Source organism: Plantactinospora veratri (assembly GCF_036421995.1).
In the GTDB taxonomy this organism is placed as follows: domain Bacteria; phylum Actinomycetota; class Actinomycetes; order Mycobacteriales; family Micromonosporaceae; genus Plantactinospora; species Plantactinospora veratri.
Genome location: NZ_JAZGQL010000015.1, coordinates 47003 through 59783 on the forward strand (window position 1 = coordinate 47003; position 12781 = coordinate 59783).

Genomic DNA, 12781 nt, shown 5'->3' on the forward strand with positions numbered 1-12781 from the left:
CCGGCGGCGTAGCCGGCGGCGGGCGGCACGCCGCCAGTCGACGGAACACCACGGGTTGCCGGGTGACGATCAGCTCAGGCCGGTTTTCCAGCCCCCAGCCTGGTCGACGAGGTGCACGCCCCGGTACGTCGCCACGCAGCCCTCCGGACCCAGTTGGCGGAGTACGTCGGGGTGGTTCGCGTGGACGTCGACGTTCACCCCGGCAACGTCGTACACGGTCAGGTCGGTCGCCGGTCCGGACCGCGGCCCCCGGTGCGCGGGATGCCCGTCGACGCTGGTGTTCGGCCTGGGAAACTCCTTGCCCGCCGAGTTGGTGCCCTCGGTGTCCTGGTGGGCGTACGGCCACGCGGTGACGTCCAGCATCGTCCCGCGCTGCTGGCCCGGGTCGGAACCGGCCGGTGCGGCGCTGAAGCTGACCGTCGCGCTCCAGCGGGTTGCCGCGGACGGGGCGTCCACCACGTTCACCAGGATCGGCCGCAGCGCAGCCGGCAACCCGGTCACCCCGAACGGCAGCTTCACCCGGTCCGTGCTGCTCAGCCCCAGGTTCTCGGCAACCCGCAGGGCGGTCTCGCCGACGTCTCCGGTCCGGTCGGCGACCCGCACCTCCGCCCAGCTCCCGGGTGCGTACCGCCAGCGCAGGAACGCCTCCCGGAGCTTGGCGCCGCTGTAGGTCGTCCAGACCGCGTCCTGGCCGTCGACCGACGCCGGGGTCACCCTGATCGGCCTTCCCCGTTCCTCCGAGTCGCGCTGCGGCGCGGGCGGAGTAACCCCCCGGGGATAGAGGGCCACCGCGACCCCGCGCCACCCGTCGGGGTTCGGGCTGTCCGGCGGGCTCGCCGACAGGAATGCGGCGGGCCCGTCCAGGGTGAGGCCCGCCTGGTACTGGCGGGTGGAGTAGCCGTCGGGCACCCAGCCGAACCTGAGGTACGACACCTCCGGGTCGATGCTCTCCGGCGCCTCGGCCAGTCCCGGCAGGTGCGGCACGTTCATCGGTACGGCGAAGCCGACGGCGACCGGCTCATCAACGGATGGTCCGTCGGCGGCCCCGACCAGGTTCGGTACGGTGGCCACTCCCGCCCCGAGCGCGGCGACGAGCAGCGCGGCGCTGGCGGTACGCCCATACCACCGCTGACGGCGGCCCGTACGCATGGCCAGGTCGACGTCCAGCCGGCTCGACGCCGGCTCCGACTCGGCCTGCATCAACCTGGCGAAGTCCTTTTCGTCCAACATCTGGATCCGCTGTCCAATCCTCTAGTCGACGGTGACCGGCTGGGCGAGCAGGCGACGCAGCGTCGCCAGTCCCTTCGCGGTCTGGCTCTTGACGGTTCCGGTCGAGCAGTTCAGGGCCGCCGCGGTGTCCTCGATCGTCAGGTCCTGGAAGTAGCGCAGTACCAGCACGGCCCGCTGGCGCGGGGGGACCTGGCGCAGCGCCGCGACGAGCGCGAGCCGCTCGCCCGGGTCGGCCTCGGGTGTGGCGGTCCGCTCGGGCAGCTCGGTGCCCAGTCGTACCCGCGACCAGCCCAGTCGGCGTTCTTCGAGCAGGCGGCGCAGCAGCATCGTGCGGACGAGGCCGTCGAGGCTGTCCGCACGGCGCAGCCGCGCCCACTTGCGGTACAGCTCGGTCAGCACGCGCTGCACGATGTCGTCGCCACGGTCCCAGTCGCCGCACATCAGGTACGCGGTGCGGCGCCACTGCGTCATCCGGGAGCGCACGTACTCCGTGTACGCCGCGTCGGCGCTGGTCCGAGCGTCAGACGAGGTCACCGGACGTGTCGTCCTTCCGTCCGCCGTGGTTCTCGTTGGACTTCATGCCGCATCTCCTTGAGTCGACGGGTTCTCGGAGACTTGGTCGACGCCGGGGCCCCGAAACGTTGCCCTCGTCGCTGCCCGGACTCCCACGGTGAGGATCGCCACCGGATAGGAAGCAGATGTCACGGGCGAGGCGGACCGTACCGCCGGGCGGCGCTCGGGCCGGTGCGGCGGGCCGTACCCTGTTGCAGATGGCCGCAGATCTGCTCGGCCCGGCGGAGATCCGGGAACTCGCCGCCCGGCTGGGCGTGCACCCGACGAAGAAGCTCGGCCAGAACTTCGTGCACGACCCGAACACGGTGCGCCGGATCGCCGCCGCGGCCGGACTCAGCCCCGCCGACGTGGCCCTGGAGGTCGGGCCGGGGCTGGGTTCGCTCACCCTCGGCCTGCTGCCGGTGGCCGGACACGTACACGCGGTCGAACTCGACCCGGTGCTGGCCGGGGCGCTGCCGGAGACGGTGGTCCGGCACGCCGGCCCGGCCGGTGCGGCCCGGCTGACCGTGCACCCCGCCGACGCGCTGCGGATCACCGCCGCCGAACTCGGTGACCCGGCCCCGACCGCGCTGGTGGCGAACCTGCCCTACAACGTCGCCGTGCCGGTGGTGCTGCACCTGCTCGCCGAACTGCCCACCCTGCGGCACGGCCTGGTGATGGTGCAGAAGGAGGTGGCCGACCGGCTGGTCGCCGGCCCCGGCTCCCGCACCTACGGGGTCCCGTCGGTCAAACTCGCCTGGTACGCCGACGCGCGAAGCGCCGGCCGGGTACCGCCGAACGTCTTCTGGCCGGTGCCGAACGTCGACTCCGGGCTGGTCGCCTTCACCCGGCGCGAACCGCCCCGGGACGACGTACCCCGGAAGCAGGTCTTCGCGGTGGTCGACGCGGCGTTCGCGCAGCGCCGCAAGACCCTGCGGGCCGCGCTGGCCGGCTGGGCCGGCGGCCCGGACCGGGCGGCGGCGGCGCTGGTCGCCGCCGGGGTGGATCCCGGCGCCCGGGGCGAGTCGCTGACCGTCACCCAGTTCGCCGCGATCGCCGCGTCGGCTCCGGTGACCGCCCGGGCCGCCGAGTAGGCTGACGGCGTGTCTGGCAGGAGGTGGTCGACGTGACGGCAGAGCCCGTCGGTCCCGCGTCCCGGCGGCCGTGGTCACCGGACCCGGTCCGGCAGCGGTTGGCGAACCACACGATCGAGGATGTGCGCCTGCTGCTGACGCTGGCCAAGCCGTTCGAGGCCCGGCTGCGGGTCCGGGACATCGCTGCATGACCGAGGCATGGGGACCGGACGACTCCGACGAGCGTCCGCGCCGGAGGATGCCCGGCCCGGTCAAGGTCCGGGTGCCGGCGAAGGTCAACCTCCATCTCGGGGTCGGGCCGCTGCGCCCGGACGGCTACCACGAGCTGAACACCGTCTACCACGCGATCTCGATCCACGACGAGCTGACCGCCCGCCGGGGCGACACCCTCACCCTGACCATGGAGGGCGAGGGCGCCGGTGAGCTGGCCCTGGACGAGTCCAACCTGGTGATCCGGGCGGCCAGGGCGCTGGCCGCGCACGCCGGGGTGCCGGCACACGCCCGGCTGCACCTGCGCAAGCAGATCCCGCTCGCCGGCGGCCTGGCCGGGGGGAGCGCCGACGCCGCCGCCACGCTGGTCGCCTGCGACGCGCTCTGGGGTACCGACCTCAGCCGGGACGAGCTGGCCGGGATCGCCGCCGGGCTCGGCTCCGACGTCCCCTTCCTGGTGTACGGCGGCACCGCGCTCGGCACCGGCCGCGGCGAGACGATCAGCCCGATCCTGGCCCGCCCGGTCACCTGGCACTGGGTGGTGGCGATCGCCGAGGTCGGCCTCTCCACCCCGGCCGCCTACCGCGAACTCGACCGGCTGCGCGCCGAACACACCGCCCCGCCGCCGCTGCGCAACGCCGACGCACTGCTCGCCGCCCTGCGCGGCCGGGACCCGGCCCGGCTCGGCCGGGCGCTCGGCAACGACCTCCAGGCCGCCGCGCTCTCGCTGCGCCCGGCGCTCACGGAGACGCTGAAGGCCGGCGAGGCGGCCGGGGCGCTCGCCGGCATCGTCTCCGGCTCGGGGCCGACCTGCGTCTTCCTGGCCACCGACGGCGGGCACGCCGAGCGGGTCGCGGCCGAGTTGAGCGCCTCCGGGCTGTGCCGGGCGGTCCGCACGGCGTACGGTCCGGTCCCCGGCGCCCGGGTGAGCTGACCGGCTGACTACCGTCTGAGTACATGGCCAACATCGTCAATCTGGACCGGGTCTCCAAGGGGTACGGCGCGGCGGGGCAGCTCCTCACCGACGTCTCCCTGGGCCTTTCCGACTCGGACCGGATCGGCGTCGTCGGGTTGAACGGCACCGGCAAGTCCACCCTGCTGCGGCTGCTGACCAAGACCGAGGAGCCGGACAGCGGCCGGGTGACGCACCGTCGCGACCTGCGGGTGGCCTGGCTGCCGCAGACCCTCGTGCTCGACCCCGAGGCCCGGGTCCGGGACGTGGTGCTCGGCACCGCCTGGCTCGACGAGGGGTTCGGCGCCGAGCACGAGTGGGCCGGTGACGCGGGCGTACGCGCGATCCTGGACGGGCTCGGCATGCCGTACCTCGGGCTGGACCAGCCGGTCGGGCCGATGTCCGGCGGCGAACGGCGGCGGGTGGCCCTGGCCGCCCTGCTGGTCCGCACCGCCGACCTGGTGGTGCTGGACGAGCCGACCAACCACCTCGACGTGGCCGGGGTGGACTGGCTGGCCCGGCACCTGGTCGGCAAGCGCGGCGCGCTGGTGGTGGTCACCCACGACCGGTGGTTCCTGGACGCCGTCTGCACCGCCACCTGGGAGGTCGCCGACCGGACGGTACGCGCCTACGAGGGCGGCTACGCCGCCTGGACGCTGGCCCGGGTCGAACGGGAACGGGTGGCCGCGGCCACCGAGGCGCGCCGGCAGAACCTGCTGCGCAAGGAGATCGCCTGGCTGCGGCGCGGCCCGCCGGCCCGGACCTCCAAGCCGCGCTTCCGGATCGAGGCGGCGAACGCCCTGATCGCGGACGTACCGCCGCCGCGCGACACCGTGTCGCTGCAACGGCTCGCCACCGCCCGGCTCGGCAAGCAGGTGTACGACCTCACCGACGTCACCCTGTTGGCCGGGGAGAAGCTGATCCTCGACAACCAGACCTGGCAGGTCGGTCCCGGCGACCGGATCGCGATCGTCGGCGCGAACGGTGCCGGTAAGACCACCCTGCTCAGGCTGCTCGCCGGGGTACGCGGCACGGACGGTGGGCACCTGCGGACCGGCTCCACCGTCCGGCCGGCGTTCCTCTCCCAGGAGCTGGCCGAGTTGCCGGGCAGCCTGCGGGTGCTGGAGGCGGTTGAGGAGGTGGCCCGCCGGGTCGTACTCGGCGACCGTGAGATCAACGCGTCGCAGCTCGCCGAGATCTTCGGTTTCGACGACCGCCGGCTCTGGACCCCGGTCTCCGACCTCTCCGGCGGTGAGCGGCGCCGGCTGCAACTGCTGCGGCTGCTCGCCGCCGAGCCGAACGTGCTGCTCTTCGACGAGCCGACCAACGACCTGGACACCGACACCCTGGCCGCGCTGGAGGACCTGCTCGACTCCTGGCCCGGCACGTTGATCGTGGCCAGCCACGACCGCTACCTGGTCGAACGGGTCACCGACGTGGTCTACGGGATGTTCGGCGACGGCCGGCTGGTGCACCTGCCCGGCGGGGTCGAGGAATACCTCGCCCGCGCTGTCACGCCCGGCGCGCCGCCGCCACCCGAGCGGCACAGCAACGGCGCGGCGCCGGCCGAACGGGCCGAGAGTGCCCTCTCCGGCGGGGAGCTGCGCTCGGCCCGCAAGGAACTGAGCCGGCTGGAGCGGCAGATCGGCAAGCTGGAGCAGCGCGAGGCGGCGCTGCACGACCAGATGGCCGAGCACGCCACCGACTACACCCGGATCGCCGAGCTGGACGGCCAGCTCCGGGCGGTACGGGCCGAGCGGGAGCAGACCGAGGAGGCGTGGCTGGCCCTGGCCGAGCAGGTACCGGAGGGCTGAGCGGCGGCGGTGCGCCGACGAGGAGGCCTGACCGGCGGGGGTGTGCGGCGTCACCCGGATGCCATGCGGAAGAATCTAGCCCTGACCCCTCACTGGCAACGGCGTTGGAGACTGCTGATCATGGCCCACAACCCCGTCAACCATCCCGCGCGGCCGGTCTACCGGGCCATCGGCGGGCTGATCGGCCTCTACCTGGTGGCCTTCGGCGTCCTCGGCTTCGTCGAGGCCGGCGGCGGCGAGTTCTTCGCCCAGGACGACACCCTGGTACTCGGCCAGGGCACCAACCTCGGCCACGCGGTGATCTCGACCGTGCTCGGCCTGGTCATCCTGCTCGCCACCCTGGTCGGCCGGAACATCGACACGACGGTCGACAAGCTCCTCGGGTACGCCCTGATGGTGCTCGGCCTCGCCGAACTGGCGGTGCTGCGTACCGACGCGAACTACCTGAACTTCACCGTCGCCACCACCATCGTGACCATGATCCTCGGGCTGACCCTGCTGATGTGCGGCATGTACGGCAAGGTCGGCTCCGAGGAGGAGGCCAAGGCCTTCGAGGACGCCCGCCTGGTGCTCTGATCCGGCGGTGCACCGGCCGGCCGACGCAGCGGTCCGGCCGGTGCCGATCCGGCGTTCGCCGGGCAATCCCCTCCGGCCCGGGTGACAATCCGGTAGGAAAGTCGCCAACCGGCAGCGAGGAGGGGCCATGGCCCACATTCCGATCAACCATCCGGCTCGTCCGGTCTACCGGGTACTCGCCGGGCTGATCGGCCTCTACATCGTGATCTTCGGGGTCTTCGGACTCTTCGAGACCGCCGGGGAGGACTTCTTCAGCCGGGGCAGCCACTGGGTGCTGGGGCTGCGTACCAACATGGCGTTCGCGCTGGTGTCGGTGATCTTCGGGCTGGTGGTCCTCTTCGGCGCGGTACACCGGGGCAACTTCGGGCACCTGATGAACCTGGCCATCGGGGTGGTCTTCCTGGTGGTCGCGATCGCGATGATGGCCGTGTTGCAGACCGAGGCGAACATCCTGAACTTCTCGATGTCCACGGTCATCGTGTCGATGCTCTTCGGGCTCGTCCTGCTCGCCACCGGCCTCTACGACAAGGTCGGCCCGGCGGAGCACGCCGAGGAGGAACGCGAGATGCACAGCAGTTCGAGCGCCCGCCCCGGCCGCTGAGGCCCACCCTGCGGCGACGCCGGACCTGGCGGCTCAGCGGGTCCGGCGGGTGAGCAGGGTCGGCTTGGCCTCCAGGTGGGACAGGCCGTTCCAGGCGAGGTTGACCAGGTGCGCGGCCACCGTCTCCTTGCGCGGCTTGCGTACCTCGAGCCACCATCGGCCACTCAACGCCACCATGCCGACCAGGGACTGCGAATAGAGTTCGGCGAGCTTCGGGTCGTAGCCCCGGCTCTTGAACTCGGCACCCAGGATGTGCTCCACCTGATGCGCCACGTCGTTCATCACGCTGCTGAAGTTGCCGGTCGCGGAGAGCACCGGCGACTCCCGGACCAGCACCCGGAAGCCGTCCGTCTCCTCCTCGATGTAGTCGAGCAGGGCCAGCGCCGCCTGCTCCAGCAACTCGCGGGGATGCCCGGCGGTCAGCGCGGTGGTGACCCGGTCGAGCAGGGCACGGACCTCCCGGTCCACGACGACCGCGTAGAGGCCCTCCTTGCCGCCGAAGTGCTCGTAGACCACCGGCTTGGAGACCTTGGCGCGGGCGGCGACCTCCTCGATCGAGGTCGCGTCGAACCCGCGCTCGGCAAAGGCCTGCCGGCCGATGGCGATGAGCTGCTCCCGGCGCTGGGCCGCGGGCATCCGAACCCGGGAAACGGACTTGGGGAGCGGTGGCGCCGGAGCCTTGACCTGCCGGCGCCCGAGGCTGCGGTCGGTTCCCGGACCGTCTGTCACCCCGCTATCCCGCTGCTGTTTCGCGACGCCACGCCGACTCGGATCGTCCCTGGTGGCGCCCTCGCTGCGCTCCGTCACCCGGCCATCCTGCCAGGAAGACGCTCGTGGCCGGGTGCCCGGGCGCGTCACGGGTCACTGCGACGGTGTTGATTTGAGTAGTTTCGCGGCAACCCGCTCGGGCTTCGGCCACCGCACGTCGTACGCGGCGCCGACCTTCTCGAACAGCCAGATGACCCGGGCCGAGATGTCGACCTGACCCCGCAGTACGCCGTGCCGGGCACAGGTCGGGTCGGCGTGGTGCAGGTTGTGCCAGCTCTCCCCGAAGGACAGGATCGCCAGCGGCCAGAAGTTCGTCGCCCGGTCGCCCTGGCGCACCTCGAACGGGCGCTCGCCGTAGACGTGGCAGACCGAGTTGATCGACCAGGTGATGTGGTGCAGCAGCGAGACCCGGACCAGGCCGGCCCAGAAGAACGCGGTCAGCGCACCCTGCCAGGACCAGGTGACCAGGCCGCCGACCAGCGCCGGGGTGAGCAGGGAGAGGGCCACCAGCAGCGGGAAGAGCCGGTCGACCCGGTTGATGTCCTTGTCGGCGATCAGGTCGGGGGCGAACCGCTCGCGGTTGGAGAGTTCCCGCTTGAACAGCCAGCCGACGTGGGCGTGGAAGAGACCCTTGGTCAGACCCCACACGCTGCTGCCGAAGCGCCACGGTGAGTGCGGGTCACCCTCCAGGTCGGAGAAGGCGTGGTGCCGGCGGTGGTCGGCGACCCACTGGGTGATGTTTCCCTGGACCGCGAACGAACCCGCGACGGCGAGGGCCACCCGCAGCCAGCGCTTGGCCTTGAACGACCCGTGCGTGAAGTACCGGTGGAAGCCCACCGTGATGCCGAGTCCGGCCACCACGTACCACACTCCGGCGATGGCGATGTCGGTCCAGCTCAGCCATCCGCCCCAGGCCACCGGCACGGCGGCGATCAGGGCGAGGAAGGGGATCGTGACGAAGGACCAGAGGGCGACGAGTATGCCCTTGGACTGGACGCCGTCGGTGAGTGGCTTGGGGCCCTTCTTGGCGCCGGCGGCCGGTTGTTCGAGCAGGACGGAGGACATGGCACCTCGCTGAGCGTAGGGGGAAGAGCGGTAACTTACGCCTACGTCACCGTAACCTACGCTGCCGTAGTCTGCCATGGACGCGAACTGGGAATCGGCTGTCAGCCATCGACGGTTCTTGTCGTACACGAGCTCTAATCTCCTGGTCGTGATCGATCCGCTCGCCGCCGAGGCGCATCGTCTGCGTACGGTCGAGCTGCTCTCCGCCCGCGAGATCAGGCGGCGGCTCGGCATCGGCAAGGACCGGTTGGCGGTGTTGCTGCGGGATGTTCCCGCGCCGGAGTGGACGAAACGGCCCAACGCGAAGGACGAGCTGCGGGCCAGGGCCGTCGAGCTGCGCGGGGCGGGCCGCTCGGTGCCGGAGATCGCCGCCGAGCTGGGGGTGGCGAAGTCGACCGCGTACCGGTGGGTCCGGCACCTGCCGCTCGACCCGGACCCGGAGGCCGAGGCCGACCGCAGACGAGCGCATTCCCGGCGGATGACCGACGCGCTCTGGGGTCCGCACCGAGCGGCCCGGGACGCAGCGCGAGCGGAGACGGTCAAGGCCACGGCGGATTGGGTGAAGACACTTCGCTATCGCGAGTTGATCCTGGTCGGCGCGGCGATCTACTGGTGTGAGGGTGCCAAGGCCAAGCCGTGGCGCCCGAACGACTGCCGCGTCAAGTTCGTCAACAGCGACCCTGGCCTAGTCCTACTGTTTCTCCGCTTCGTCGAGGCACTGGGGATGCGGCGGACGGTCCTCCGGTTCCAGCTCAGCATCCACGAGACGGCGGACGCGACCGCCGCTGCCCGGTGGTGGTCCGACCTGGTCGGCGTGCCGGTGGAGGCGTTCCGGAGGCCCTCGCTCAAGCGGCACCGGCCGGCGACCAACCGGCGGAATACCGGCGACGGTTATCGGGGCTGCCTGGTCATCGAGGTTCCCGGCTCCAGCCGGCTGTACTGGAAGATCGAGGGGATCATGCGGGGGATGACGGATGAGGATCTGGAGGCGGGGCGGTAGGGTGTAGATGCTCTCCGACTGAAGGGAAGTTTGTCCCTTTTAAGTGGTCCCGGGTCGTCTAATGGCAGGACGTCAGGTTTTGGTCCTGATTGTAGGGGTTCGAATCCTCTCCCGGGAGCTTCGCCCATCGTCGCCGGTGCCTGGTTAGCATGGGGCCGCACACTGTCGGCCGTTTCTGACGGGAGCATTCTCGTGTCCCAGCCCCGCCTCCGCACCGTCGTCGTCCTCGCCGCCGGTGAGGGCAAGCGGATGAAGTCGGCGCTACCCAAGGTGCTCCATCCGATCCTCGGCCGCAGCCTGCTCGGCCACGTACTGGTGGCGGCCGCCCCGGTGTCGGCGGACCGCACGCTGGTGGTGGTCGGCCACGGCGCCGACAAGGTCACCGCGCACCTGCGCGAGGTCGCCCCGTACGCCGAGCCGGTGCTCCAGGCCGAGCAGAACGGCACCGGGCACGCCGTCCGGATCGCCCTGGAGAGCGCGCCGGACGCCGGTGGCACCGTCGTGGTACTCAACGGAGACGTGCCGCTGCTGCGTCCGGAGACCGTCATGGAGCTGGTCGCCGCGCACGAGTCCGCCGGGGCGGCGGCGACCGTACTCGCCGCCGAGGTGCCCGATCCGACCGGCCTGGGCCGGATCGTCCGGGGCGCCGACGGCGGACTGGAGCGGATCGTGGAGGAGCGGGACGCCAGTCCGGCCCAGCGGGCGATCCGGGAGATCAACGCCGGGATCTACGCCTTCGACGCCGCACTGCTGCGGGACGCGCTCGGCAAGCTCTCCACCGACAACGACCAGGGCGAGGAATACCTGACCGACGTCTTCGGCCAGTTCGCCGCGACCGGCGAAGCCGTGGCGGTGCACGTGGCGGCGGATGCCACCGAGACGCTGGGCTGCAACGACCGGGTCGAGTTGGCGGCGCTGCGCCGGCTGCTGCGCGACCGGGTCAACGAGGGCTGGATGCGTACCGGGGTGACGCTGCTCGACCCGGCGACGACCTGGATCGACGTCACGGTCACCCTCGGTCGGGACGCCGTGGTGGACCAGAACACCCAGCTCTGTGGGGCCACCACCGTCGGTCCGGAGGCCGCCGTCGGCCCGGACACGACGCTGATCGACACCACCGTCGGCGCCGGGGCCACGGTGCTCCGGGCGCACGCGGTCGGCGCGGCGGTCGGTCCGGGGGCGAGCGTGGGGCCGTACGCGTACCTGCGGCCGGAGGCGACGCTGCGGGAGAAGGCGAAGGTCGGCACCTTCGTCGAGGTGAAGAAGTCCGAGATCGGCGAGGGTGCCAAGGTGCCCCACCTCAGCTATGTCGGTGACGCCACCATCGGGGCGCGGGCCAACATCGGCGCCGGGACGCTCTTCGTGAACTACGACGGGGTCAGGAAGAGCCACACCGTGGTGGGTGAGGCGGCCTTCGTCGGCTGCGACACCAGCCTGGTGGCGCCGGTCGAGGTGGGCGCCGGGGCGTACGTGGCGGCGGGCAGCGCGGTGACCAGCGACGTACCGCCGGGTGCGCTCGCGATCACCCGGGCCCAGCAGCGCAACATCGACGGCTGGGTACTGCGCCGCCGGCCCGGTACGAAGTCCGCGGCGGCGGCGGAGCGTGCCGGACAGGGGGCGCCCGGCGCAAGCGAAGGTGAGCCACTCCACGGGGGCTCCGTAGCGGGTGAAGGTCGTCCGGCCTCGGGAGATACTGCAACCGAATAGTCTCTGGCCCAACGCCGGGTGACCCACCGACAAACGGGAGCAGACGAGCCGATGGGCAGCATCGTCGCCGAAAATCGCAAGAGTCTGATGCTCTTCTCCGGAAGGGGATTTCCGGAGCTGGCCACGGAGATCGGTGAGGTGCTCGGGGTGGCGCCGACACCGTCGGACGCCTACGAGTTCGCCAACGGTGAGATCTTCGTACGGTTCAAGGAGTCGGTGCGTGGTTCGGACGCCTTCGTGGTGCAGTCCGTCACGCACGGCGTGAACAAGTGGGTCATGGAGACCCTGATCATGGTCGACGCGTTGAAGCGCGGCTCGGCCAAGCGGATCACCGTGGTGCTGCCGTTCTACCCGTACTCCCGGCAGGACAAGAAGCACCGCGGCCGGGAGCCCATCTCCGCCCGGCTGGTGGCGGACCTGCTGAAGACGGCCGGCGCCAACCGGATCCTCACGGTGGACCTGCACACCGCGCAGATCCAGGGCTTCTTCGACGGCCCGGTCGACCACCTCTTCGCGATGGACATCCTGGCCGAGTACGTCCAGCGCAAGTACGCCGGCCGCCCGATGACGGTGGTGGCCCCGGACTCGGGCCGGGTACGCGTGGCCGAGCGCTGGACCGACCGGCTCGGCGGCTGCCCGCTGGCGTTCATCCACAAGACCCGGGATCCGTCGAAGCCGAACCAGGTGGTGGCGAACCGGGTGGTCGGGGACGTCGAGGATCGGGTCTGCCTGATCGTCGACGACATGATCGACACGGGTGGCACCATCTGCAAGGCGGCCGAGATCCTGCACGAGGCGAAGGCCGCGGACGTGCTGGTGGCCTCGACCCACGCCCTGCTCTCCGACCCGGCGACGGAACGGCTGAAGAACAGCCGGATCAGCGAGGTGGTGGTGACCAACACCCTGCCGCTGCCGCCGGAGAAGCAGCTCGACAAGCTCACCGTGCTCTCCATCGCGCCGCTGCTGGCCCGGGCGATCCGCGAGGTCTTCGACGACGGCTCGGTGACCACCCTCTTCGGCGGGCTGAGCTGACCCTCGCCCCCTCCGGGGCGGTCCGGCGCGTCCCCTCCGGAGCGGTCCGGCAGCGTGATCCAGAGGCGGAATTGGCGGATCGCGAATGATGTCGAGCTGCCTGGGCGGGGACCGCCGCGAACCCGCATCGGGCCTCGGGTAGACTGGTGCGGTTGCCACGGCGAGGGTGCCCTGCGGGCC

General features: G+C 71.6%; 13 protein-coding genes and 1 tRNA gene. 10 read left to right on the forward strand and 4 right to left on the reverse strand.

The window, feature by feature from the left end; all coding sequences use genetic code 11:
• Positions 1–69 precede the first annotated feature (69 nt).
• Together V1634_RS20470 and V1634_RS20475 are read right to left on the reverse strand one after the other, a co-directional pair.
• Positions 70–1230 (reverse strand): hypothetical protein, encoded by a 1161-nt coding sequence (locus V1634_RS20470; protein WP_331209500.1) that lies wholly within the window; start codon positions 1228–1230, stop codon positions 70–72.
• Between the two features lie 21 nt (positions 1231–1251).
• Positions 1252–1764 carry a SigE family RNA polymerase sigma factor gene (locus tag V1634_RS20475; protein ID WP_331209501.1) on the reverse strand — a complete coding sequence of 171 codons (513 nt, stop codon included), beginning with the start codon at positions 1762–1764 and terminating at the stop codon, positions 1252–1254.
• Positions 1765–2000: 236 nt separating this feature from the next.
• On the opposite strand from V1634_RS20475, the gene rsmA reads away from it, so the two are divergent.
• The 6 genes from rsmA (at position 2001) to V1634_RS20505 (ending at position 7029) form a co-directional block, all read left to right on the forward strand.
• Entirely contained in the window at positions 2001–2876 is an 876-nt protein-coding gene (gene rsmA / locus V1634_RS20480) for a 16S rRNA (adenine(1518)-N(6)/adenine(1519)-N(6))-dimethyltransferase RsmA (RefSeq protein ID WP_331209502.1), read from the forward strand.
• Between the two features lie 32 nt (positions 2877–2908).
• The gene (locus tag V1634_RS20485) at positions 2909–3067 is read left to right on the forward strand and encodes a hypothetical protein (RefSeq protein ID WP_331209503.1); all 159 of its coding nucleotides are present in this window, start codon (positions 2909–2911) and stop codon (positions 3065–3067) included.
• Positions 3064–4020 carry a 4-(cytidine 5'-diphospho)-2-C-methyl-D-erythritol kinase gene (locus V1634_RS20490; RefSeq protein ID WP_331209504.1) on the forward strand — a complete coding sequence of 319 codons (957 nt, stop codon included), beginning with the start codon at positions 3064–3066 and terminating at the stop codon, positions 4018–4020. The genes V1634_RS20485 and V1634_RS20490 overlap by 4 nt, the downstream gene beginning before the upstream one ends.
• A gap of 23 nt (positions 4021–4043) precedes the next feature.
• On the forward strand, positions 4044–5852 hold the full coding sequence (locus V1634_RS20495) for an ABC-F family ATP-binding cassette domain-containing protein (RefSeq protein ID WP_331209505.1): 1809 nt from the start codon (positions 4044–4046) through the stop codon (positions 5850–5852).
• Between the two features lie 120 nt (positions 5853–5972).
• Positions 5973–6428, forward strand: coding sequence for a DUF4383 domain-containing protein (locus V1634_RS20500; protein ID WP_331209506.1), 456 nt, complete (start codon positions 5973–5975; stop codon positions 6426–6428).
• Between the two features lie 127 nt (positions 6429–6555).
• The gene (locus V1634_RS20505; RefSeq protein WP_331209507.1) at positions 6556–7029 is read left to right on the forward strand and encodes a DUF4383 domain-containing protein; all 474 of its coding nucleotides are present in this window, start codon (positions 6556–6558) and stop codon (positions 7027–7029) included.
• 33 nt (positions 7030–7062) lie between these two features.
• Here V1634_RS20505 and V1634_RS20510 read toward each other — a convergent pair whose 3' ends face one another.
• Together V1634_RS20510 and V1634_RS20515 are read right to left on the reverse strand one after the other, a co-directional pair.
• Positions 7063–7758 (reverse strand): TetR/AcrR family transcriptional regulator, encoded by a 696-nt coding sequence (locus V1634_RS20510; RefSeq protein WP_331209508.1) that lies wholly within the window; start codon positions 7756–7758, stop codon positions 7063–7065.
• 132 nt (positions 7759–7890) lie between these two features.
• Positions 7891–8862 (reverse strand): acyl-CoA desaturase, encoded by a 972-nt coding sequence (locus tag V1634_RS20515; RefSeq protein WP_331209509.1) that lies wholly within the window; start codon positions 8860–8862, stop codon positions 7891–7893.
• A 148-nt stretch (positions 8863–9010) separates the two neighbouring features.
• On the opposite strand from V1634_RS20515, the gene V1634_RS20520 reads away from it, so the two are divergent.
• The 4 genes from V1634_RS20520 to V1634_RS20535 all read left to right on the forward strand — a co-directional run bounded on the left by V1634_RS20520 (position 9011) and on the right by V1634_RS20535 (position 12601).
• Positions 9011–9862: a helix-turn-helix domain-containing protein gene (locus V1634_RS20520; protein WP_331209510.1), complete on the forward strand. Its 852-nt coding sequence runs from the start codon at positions 9011–9013 to the stop codon at positions 9860–9862.
• 47 nt (positions 9863–9909) lie between these two features.
• Positions 9910–9980: transfer RNA gene (locus V1634_RS20525), tRNA-Gln, on the forward strand.
• A 74-nt stretch (positions 9981–10054) separates the two neighbouring features.
• Positions 10055–11569 carry a bifunctional UDP-N-acetylglucosamine diphosphorylase/glucosamine-1-phosphate N-acetyltransferase GlmU gene (gene glmU, locus V1634_RS20530; protein WP_331209511.1) on the forward strand — a complete coding sequence of 505 codons (1515 nt, stop codon included), beginning with the start codon at positions 10055–10057 and terminating at the stop codon, positions 11567–11569.
• Positions 11570–11620: 51 nt separating this feature from the next.
• Positions 11621–12601, forward strand: a complete 981-nt coding sequence (locus tag V1634_RS20535) for a ribose-phosphate diphosphokinase (RefSeq protein ID WP_101369534.1) — start codon at positions 11621–11623, stop codon at positions 12599–12601.
• Positions 12602–12781: the final 180 nt, after the last annotated feature.

Excerpts from the sequence above, each read along its gene's own strand:
- V1634_RS20495 (WP_331209505.1), top strand. The coding sequence starts at position 4,044 with ATGGCCAACATCGTCAATCTGGACCGGGTCTCCAAGGGGTACGGCGCG.
- V1634_RS20515 (WP_331209509.1), bottom strand. The coding sequence starts at position 8,862 with ATGTCCTCCGTCCTGCTCGAACAACCGGCCGCCGGCGCCAAGAAGGGC.
- V1634_RS20500 (WP_331209506.1), top strand. The coding sequence starts at position 5,973 with ATGGCCCACAACCCCGTCAACCATCCCGCGCGGCCGGTCTACCGGGCC.
- V1634_RS20535 (WP_101369534.1), top strand. The coding sequence starts at position 11,621 with ATGGGCAGCATCGTCGCCGAAAATCGCAAGAGTCTGATGCTCTTCTCC.
- V1634_RS20505 (WP_331209507.1), top strand. The coding sequence starts at position 6,556 with ATGGCCCACATTCCGATCAACCATCCGGCTCGTCCGGTCTACCGGGTA.
- rsmA (WP_331209502.1), top strand. The coding sequence starts at position 2,001 with ATGGCCGCAGATCTGCTCGGCCCGGCGGAGATCCGGGAACTCGCCGCC.
- V1634_RS20470 (WP_331209500.1), bottom strand. The coding sequence starts at position 1,230 with ATGTTGGACGAAAAGGACTTCGCCAGGTTGATGCAGGCCGAGTCGGAG.
- V1634_RS20490 (WP_331209504.1), top strand. The coding sequence starts at position 3,064 with ATGACCGAGGCATGGGGACCGGACGACTCCGACGAGCGTCCGCGCCGG.